Source organism: Salinispora sp. CH2A1_6, from assembly GCF_056820975.1.
Map to the genome: position 1 here is coordinate 98533 of NZ_JBXEDG010000004.1, position 8092 is coordinate 106624.

7 protein-coding genes and 1 pseudogene are annotated in these 8092 nt (G+C 67.7%); 3 read left to right on the top strand and 5 right to left on the bottom strand.

The window, feature by feature from the left end; genetic code table 11:
- Positions 1–18: 18 nt before the first annotated feature.
- Genes AC1UKG_RS11185 through AC1UKG_RS11200 form a run of 4 tightly spaced genes read right to left on the bottom strand, consistent with a single transcriptional unit; the run spans position 19 to position 3916 of the window.
- Positions 19–618: an ATP/GTP-binding protein gene (locus AC1UKG_RS11185; protein ID WP_018745313.1), complete on the bottom strand. Its 600-nt coding sequence runs from the start codon at positions 616–618 to the stop codon at positions 19–21.
- A complete protein-coding gene (locus AC1UKG_RS11190; RefSeq protein ID WP_018745314.1) occupies positions 599–985 on the bottom strand; it encodes a DUF742 domain-containing protein in 387 nt (128 codons plus the stop codon). Before AC1UKG_RS11190 ends, AC1UKG_RS11185 begins: the two co-directional genes overlap by 20 nt.
- Positions 975–1400, bottom strand: coding sequence for a roadblock/LC7 domain-containing protein (locus AC1UKG_RS11195; protein WP_018745315.1), 426 nt, complete (start codon positions 1398–1400; stop codon positions 975–977). Before AC1UKG_RS11195 ends, AC1UKG_RS11190 begins: the two co-directional genes overlap by 11 nt.
- Positions 1397–3916, bottom strand: a complete 2520-nt coding sequence (locus AC1UKG_RS11200) for a sensor histidine kinase (protein ID WP_482642352.1) — start codon at positions 3914–3916, stop codon at positions 1397–1399. Before AC1UKG_RS11200 ends, AC1UKG_RS11195 begins: the two co-directional genes overlap by 4 nt.
- A gap of 447 nt (positions 3917–4363) precedes the next feature.
- Between AC1UKG_RS11200 and AC1UKG_RS11205 the strand changes: the two genes are divergently transcribed.
- Both AC1UKG_RS11205 and AC1UKG_RS11210 read left to right on the top strand, forming a co-directional pair.
- Positions 4364–4921 (top strand): hypothetical protein, encoded by a 558-nt coding sequence (locus AC1UKG_RS11205; protein WP_026271575.1) that lies wholly within the window; start codon positions 4364–4366, stop codon positions 4919–4921.
- The gene (locus AC1UKG_RS11210) at positions 4918–5274 is read left to right on the top strand and encodes a hypothetical protein (RefSeq protein ID WP_018745317.1); all 357 of its coding nucleotides are present in this window, start codon (positions 4918–4920) and stop codon (positions 5272–5274) included. Before AC1UKG_RS11205 ends, AC1UKG_RS11210 begins: the two co-directional genes overlap by 4 nt.
- A 102-nt stretch (positions 5275–5376) precedes the next feature.
- On the opposite strand, the gene AC1UKG_RS11215 is transcribed toward AC1UKG_RS11210, so the two are convergent.
- Positions 5377–7170, bottom strand: coding sequence for a glycoside hydrolase family 6 protein (locus AC1UKG_RS11215; protein ID WP_026325460.1), 1794 nt, complete (start codon positions 7168–7170; stop codon positions 5377–5379).
- A 487-nt stretch (positions 7171–7657) separates the two neighbouring features.
- Between AC1UKG_RS11215 and AC1UKG_RS11220 the strand changes: the two are divergent.
- A pseudogene (locus tag AC1UKG_RS11220) lies at positions 7658–8092 on the top strand (hypothetical protein); the annotation flags it as partial.

An 8092-nucleotide genomic window follows, 5' to 3' on the forward strand; every position in this document is an offset into this window, starting at 1 on the left:
ACCCCGGCCCGCACCGGGTCAGACCGGCACCCGCTCCCCATGCTGCCGGGCCACATGTTCGACGAGCGCGATCAACACCTGCTTGCCGGACTGCCGTTCCCGGGCGTCGCAGAGCAGCATCGGCACGTCGTGGTCCAGGTCCAACGCCTCCCGTACGGTCTCCAGGCTGAACCGGCGTGCCCCGTCGAAACAGTTGACACCGACCACGAACGGAATACCCCGCTGTTCGAAGTAGCCGATGGACGGGAAGCAGTCGGCGAGTCGCCGGGTATCGGCGAGCACCACCGCGCCCAGCGCCCCGAAGGCCAACTCGTCCCAGAGGAACCAGAACCGATCCTGTCCGGGCGTACCGAAGAGGTAGACCAGGAGATCTTCGTTGATGGTGATTCGCCCGAAGTCCATCGCCACGGTGGTGGTGGATTTTGCCTCCACCCCGGCGAGGTCGTCGGTGCCGATCCCGGCGTCGGTCAGCATCTCCTCGGTCTGGAGCGGACGAACCTCACTCAACGCGCTCACCAGCGTCGTCTTCCCCGCACCGAAACCCCCGGCAATGAGGATCTTGAGCGCGATCGGGATGTGGGCACCGGTTCTTGGGAGTTCAGAGCGCACGGAGTCCACTGACCACCGCCTTGAGGATATCGTTGTCGGGCAGGTACGGGCCGGCCGCGGGCTGGTGGACTGTCACCAAACCACGATCCACCAGATCGCCGAGCAGCACCCGGACGACGCCAACCGCCAGGTCGAGGCCGGTCGCCAGCTCAGCCACCGGGACCGGCCGGGCGGCCAGTGCCACCAGCCGTCGGTGCTCGGGGTGCAGGTCGAGATGTACGGCGGGCTGCGCGTTCCGGTCGGCGAGGACGTACGCGACCAGGTCGAAACCACCGGCGGCCTGAACGCGCCCCCCGGTCAGCGTGTAGGGGCGCACCACCGGACCGGCATCGGCATCCAGCCACCACTCATGCGGCGTGCCGGACTCAGCCCACATCGCGGGTGCCCGCCGTTGGCCGAGCCGGGATACTCATCGTCTCGCCCACCCGGGTCACCAACATCGCCATCTCGTACGCCACCAGCCCAATGTCGGCCTCTGCATCACTGACGACAGCGAGACACGCGCCCTGGCCGGCCGTGGTCACGAACAGAAATGCCGATTCCATCTCGACGACAGTCTGCCGGACGGGACCACCGGTCACATGCCGGCTCGTGCCCCGGGCCAGGCTGGAGAGACCAGAGGCGAGAGCGCACAGATGCTCCGCGTCGTCCCGTTCCTGCCCCGTGGACGCCCCCAGCAGCAGCCCGTCGGCGGAGAGCACCACCGCCTGCCGGGCCGGCGGCACCCGCTCCACCAGTTCGTCGAGCAACCAGTCGAGATCAACATTCTGCCTGGCAGATTGCCGCATCACGCGTCCCTCTCAGTTGCGGTCGGGGATTCGAGATCGTCCGACGGATCGACCGGCCGAGGGCCGGGTCCAGCTTCGGACATTGTTACCTGGGCGGCGACCCGACGTCCCCTCGCCGTGCCGGCTTGTAGCTCCGCCATGATCCGACGGGCTTCCTCCGGTGAGCGGGGGGTCGGGTCCGACGATGGTGACTGCCGAGCCCCCACGACCGGCTGCCGCACCGTCGGCCCATCCACTGGCCTGGACCGCTGAACAGCGGCGGTCACCCCGTCTGGCCCGCTCGTGAAGCGGGACCCGCCGTGCGCGTCGGCTCCGGCCACGCCCGCCGATTCCGGCCTGGGCAGTCGTTGTTGCCCGGGCTCGCCTGGGACGCCAGCGGGCGGCGCCGTCGCACCCACCTGGCTCCGCGGCCCCGCCCCCGGACGACGGCGAATCCGCCGCGGCAGCCCATCGATCTCGCCAGCCACCTCGACGGGTATCGGGCCGACATCGACCACGGCCGGGTCGCCAGCAGTCGGGGCCGACCGAGTGCCGGCGAGCGCCAACGGCTCCGACCCCATGGGCAGCGGACCCGATGTCTCCCGGCGGGGGGCCGGGGGCCCCAGACGCTCCCGCTCACCGGGCGGCGCACCCGAAGGCAGCGGCTCCTCGGCGACCAACTCGTCCGGGATACGGACAACGGCGATCAGACCAGCCGCGCCGGACCGACGCAACCGGACTCCCACCCCGTGCCGGGCGGCCAGCCGAGCCACCACGAAGAGCCCGAGCCGGTCGGTCCGGGTTGGGTCGAACTCGGGCGACGAGGCCAACAACGAGTTGGCGTCCGCCAACGCCTCGGTGCGCATACCGATGCCCTGGTCGGTGATCTCGAAAATGTAAGCGTCGCCCCTGAGTACCCCGGTGACCCGCACTCGGGTCCCTGGTGGCGAAAACCTGGTGGCGTTCTCGATCAACTCGGCGAGCAGGTGGATCAGGTCACCAACGGTCCGGCCGACGAGACCCGCCGACTGCACGCCGCCGATGTCAACCCGCTTGTACGCCTCAACCTCGGACAGCGCCCCCCGAATCAGGTCGACCATGGCGACCGGGTTACGCCAGCCCCGACTCGGAGCCGAGCCAGCCAGAATCACCAGGTCCTCCGCGTGCCGCCGCAGCCGGGTGGCAAGGTGATCGACCTGGAAAAGATCAGCCAGTTCGTCCGGGTTCTCGGCGCGCCGCTCCATCCGATCGAGCAGGGCGAGTTGGCGGTGCACCAGCCCCTGGCTACGCCGGGCAATGTTGAGGAAGACCTCGTTGAGGCCACGGCGCAGGTTTACCTCACCCTCGGCAGATCGGATGGCGGTCCGTCGCACCGCGGTGAAGGCGCGCCCCACCTGGCCGATCTCGTCCGTACCGAAATCGACCGACGGCGCCTCCCGTTCCACGTCCACGGTCTCACCGTGGCGCATCCGCGCCACCAGCTCGGGCAGCTGACGTTCTGCCCGCTCGAGTACGGTGTGCAACCCGGCCAGCCGGCTCGCCAGGGAACGGCCAACCCGAACCGCCACCACCAGGGAGACAATGACTGCGATGAGGCCCAGCAACCCGGCGGACGCAAGCAGCAGAAAGACGCGTATGGCCAGGGGCTTCGACCGATCAGCCAAGCCATCGGCCTGGTTCAACTCGTAGTCCCGCATCGCCTGCTGGACCGTGTTGTAGTCGGCCTGCCAGTTCGCAGCCACTACCGGCAGGCCGTCGGCGGAGTTTTCGATCAGGAGTTCCTGCATCTGACCCAGTCGACGGAACTCCGCCTGCTCGGTCAACTGCTGATACGCGCCACGTTCCGCCGCCGGCAGGTCGGCTACCGCCGAATCAGCGAGGAACCGCTGGTTCATGATCGTCTGCACGAGCTTTCGATGCTCGCCCTCGGCGAAGCTGCCCGAGACGAATGCCCCGGCCAACACGGCATCGGCCTGACCGAGCAACTCGCGGGAGTGGCCAAGCGCGGTTACCGCCAACGCCTCCCGGTGCAGCTCGGGGTCCGGCAGCGCGGACAGCGCCGCGAAGGCCTCGAAAGCCGACGAGATCATTCCGCTATAGAGGTCAACGATGTCGGACCGGTCCGCCTCTCCCCGGTCGATCTGACCACGCCCGGCTGGCAACGCGTCCAAGGCGACGAGGAGCCGGTCCAACCGCATATCCAACAGGTCGTTGGTGGCGTCCCGAAGGTCGTCGCCAGCAGCTCGACGACGTAGCTCGGCGATCACCTCGTCCGTCTGCTCCCGCTGTTCATCGAGGCCAACCTCAGCAGACTCGGCAGCCAGGTACACGACCGAGAGCCGGCGTTCGCGTTGCAGCTCAGCAACGACCGCCTCACCGGGCCGTCCGAACTCATTGAGCAGAGTGTGGGCGGAGAGCAGACTCTGTGCGGGACCAAAGGTGAGCGCGGTGGCAAAGATCCAAAGTGCGAGGAGCGCGGTCACCGGCGCCACGACCAGTGCGGTCAGCTTGGAGCGGATCGACCAATCGCGGGTGTTCAATCAGGACCTCGTCCAGCTGGTGGGGGCTGCGGGGACGTCGGCACATGCCGGGCAGCACCCGCCGGGGCGCGCCCCAAAGTCGTGCCGGGACGGCATCGGCGGTCGCCTTGGGCAGGATACGGAATCTACGCCAGTTCCACTACTGCCCGTCTAAGCTCTCGCCACATAAGACGGACGTCGTTTAGCCGAGCGGGCGGAGCGGGCAACGTCCGCTCCGCCGCCAGCGGAAGGGGCACAGCCAGGGCAGACCACCCGTAGGGCCACCCTCAACGCTCAACCTCAATGCGCTATCCGTCGACTTTCATACCTTTCAGCACTTTTGTCGGTAGACCACTGCTATAGGTGATTCCTTGGCACGACACCGAAAAGTGCGCCGGACCGGGATTGATGAGCTGCATCAGGTGGGAATACCCAGGGCAGCGGAGGAGCCAGGTTGAGGAGACGAGCATGCGCCGAGACAAGCAGCAGGCCGACACTGAGCGCCCGGAGGCCGCGCCCTTCGCCGCCGCACCAGCGCGACCGAAGGGTGGCCAACCGGCGACCACCGACAAAGACGACCAGCGCATCGCCGCGGACGGGAACCGGGACGACCGGCCCGAATTCCACCGGCCCGGACCGGTCCCGAGTGCCCTCGGTGCGCCCTCGGTCGGCGGGGCGGTCGCCGCGTCCGCGCTGGCCGGCGGGGAAGAAAAGGCTCCAGACGTGCGCGACGAGTCAACCGCCCGGCCCGGCGACGGTGCCGTTGACGTTGCGCGAGAAGGCTGGCGGGCGGACCCTACGGCCGAATTCCGCGGCGGCCCGGGGTGGGTGCAGCGGCGGGCCGAGCGAGCCTCCACAACTGCCGAGCCTCCCACCGCTGAAGGCCACCGCGAGCAGCGGGGAGACGGCGCGCCCCGGACCGCCGGCTCCGCCGCTGAGCCAGGACCCGATGCAGGTGGCATGGCACCCGATGCACGGGGTACGCGGGAAGGTAGCGCACGTACGGACGGGAGGACGACACCATGACCGATCGTGACCGGTACCGACCGTTGGAGGAGAGCGCTGAGGCAGCCGCAGCGGTCGAGGACGACACCGGCGTCCCCCAGCTGATGACCGGCGGGGGTGGCGACCAGAACACCCCCACCTTCGCCGCCGCTGGGGAGCAGGCCGACGGCGGTGCGTTGACCGAGGATTTCCTTGGCGACCCATACCGCGCCGGGGCCGGCGGAGACACCATCCGCACCGGAGCGGAGCAACCGTGGGAGCCGGAGGATCTGGTGGCGGCACGCGGTCAGGACCTGACCCCGGAGAATGTTGAGCGGGCCCGCCGAGACCTGGTCGAGAAGGGTCGGGCAGCGATCGAACGCACGGTCCCCTGACCCGTAGCCGCCGGCGCCCCGGACCCGATCGAGCTGATCGGGTCCGGGACTCGGGGAACCCGCCGCCCAAGCGCCTCACCACCCCAGCGGCTGGGTTCCACATCAGGGCAGCGGCGGATGGGCGTTCTGCATGAGCTGCTGGAACTGCGCCGGGAACCAGGCACCGGAGATCGGCGCATCGGGCAGGGCACCGGTGGGGTTGAAGCCGTTCCGGGCGTTGCCCTCGTACGTCGGGTCGCACATCCGGTCAAAGCCCTTGCCATCGTCGTTCGGGATCTCCTCGCTGGAGCCGTCCGACTCGCCCGGCGGCTTCACCCAGACGTAGGCATCGATTCCCGGCTCCGGCGCCGCCTGCGGCCGCTCGCCCAGGCCTGCGCCAGATTGGTTGCACCAGTTGCCGGCGTGGATTCGCCGATCAACCCGACCGCCATCGACGTAGCTGTCGACATCGGTCATCGGCCCGGGGCCGGCTGGTCGGGCGCTACCACCCCAGCCGTTTCGGGAGGTGTCAATCAACATTCCCACCTCTGAGTCGAAGCCCTTGCCAACCAGTTCGTCCCGGAACGCCTGCGCAAACGTCAGCTCGTCTACGTACTGGTTCCAGTCCACCCACGTGGACTGGCGAATCGTCTGCCCGTTGACCGTGTCGGTGATCTCGAAGTAGGGCTCGCGCAGTGCCGAGTAGTTGGCGGTGTTGACGATGAAGCCGTGCACGTTGTCGACCGTGCTGCCCGAGGCGGTAGCGGCTTCCTCCAAGAGCAGAGCGACCGGGCTGAAGTTGGTGTCCCAGCCGATCCAGCCGTGGTGGGCGGCGTCCACGTAGTTGTAGACGTTGCTGATCGCACCCAACGTCGCCAACGCGTAACCGATGCCGTTGACGTAGGCGCCGTTCTGCTTGACGAGGTCACAGGTCGGAGTGGCACCCGGGCTACTGCCGGTGTTGGCGTGCAGGTTCGGCAGCGAGTCGATCTCGATGATGTTGATGATCCGGAGGTCCTGATACGCCGGGTCACTCTGGATTGCCGCGATCGGATCGATGAACTCGGCCTTGTAGCGGGGCAACTCGTCCGGTCCCAGTTCACCGTTCGAGGCGAGTGCAGCGCAGTCCCGGCCGGGCAGGTTGTAGACGACAAACTGGATGTAGTCCGCCCCCTGGCTCAACGCCTCGTCCAGGTGATCCCGCACGCCCATCGGTCCGTTGGACTGGCTGTCGTCAGTGCCCTCGATGGCGGCGATCCGGTCGATCCAGACGGCGGTCGACGTATCCGAAACCCGATCGCCACCGGGCACCGACTCGGCCTTGGCCTTCCACTCCGGGTTCACGTAACCCACCGCGTTCAGGTACGGATTATCGACCCGGCTTCCGGGTGGGGAGGTGGTGGGGGGTGGTGGTGGGGTTGGCGGTGCCGTGGTGGGAGGTGGGGTTATGGGAGGTGGTGTCGTCGGCGGCGCGGTGGTGGGTCCGCCACCACCACTGCAGGCCACATCGTTGAGAGTGAACGACGTCGGTTTGGGGTTGCTACCACTCCACGAGCCGTTGAAGCCGAGATCGATCGTGGCGCCGCTGGCGACCGAACCGTTGTACGACTCGTTCTCTGCAGTGACGTTCTGCCCGGACTGGCTATACCGGGCCGACCAGCCGTGCACCACCTGCTGACTGCTGTTCGGGAAGGTAAAGCGAAGGGTCCAGCCGTCGAGCGCCTCCCCGGTGTTCTTGATACTGAGGGAGGCGGTGAAACCGCCGGGCCAGTCATTCGTGGTATACGACACCTCACACTGGGTCGCGGCGTGGGCCATGGTGACCGGCAGGGTCACCAACCCACCTACGACCAGGACGCCCGCGCCGGCCAGCGCGAGGGACGGGCGCGGCCCGGCGAGTCTTCTCCACACATTCATGCCACAGATCTCCTTGGGCGAGACCGTTCCGCGGAGGGCCCGGCCGACTGGCTCGGTGGATGCCGACGTGGACAGCCACCGATGCCAGCGGAACCTTCCGGGACCGTCCTGGACCGGGTGGTGGTGGTCTTTGCAGACCTGCGATGCAGGTCGGTCGGATCGGCAGGATGATCGTCCGGCGGTCCGGTTGCCCTCGATGCCCCTACCGCTGCTGGGTGGCTCCCTAGGTATGCCGATTCTCCCATGGGAGCGCTTCCATCGCAATCCTTCGACGGAATCTACTCGACCGTCAGCCTCGCAGGAATAGAAGTGCGCTACGCGGGAAGGACCGCACCAGCCATCAGGGCCGAAGGTCATCAAACCCTACATAGCCCCTTAAGCCGGAAAATACGAAATTTCTCCTTCATAGGTTGTGAAACGGACTAACGTCTGCCCTAGCTCGGTTGTCACCGAGTTCAGGACAACAGGGGATGGAGTGACGCACGTTATGGCAAAGAAGCTGCTCGGGAAGGTCGTGGCAGGTGCGGCCCTCGGTGGCGCCTCCCTGCTCGTGTGCGCGCCGGGTATCGCGGTCGCGGACGATCATCACCGGGGTGATGAAGGCAAGGTCCAAGCCAAGCCGCACGCGGTCGAGGCCGGCCACGAGGTCAAGCTGCTCCAGTTCTGCCCGACGCCACAGGAGCACGCCTATGTCTGGTCGAAGGTGACCGGCAAGGTCCCGCTCCGGCCAGCTGAGGACCAGCGGGACGGCAAGGACGACCGGGGCAAGGGCGGTCACGACCGGAAAGACAAGGGCTACGACTACAAGGGCGACTGGGGCTCCAAGGGCCACGACTACAAGCGCCACGACTACAAGGGCTACGACTACAAGGGCTACGACTACAAGGGCGGCTGGGGCAGCGAAGCCCGCGAAGGCTCCGAA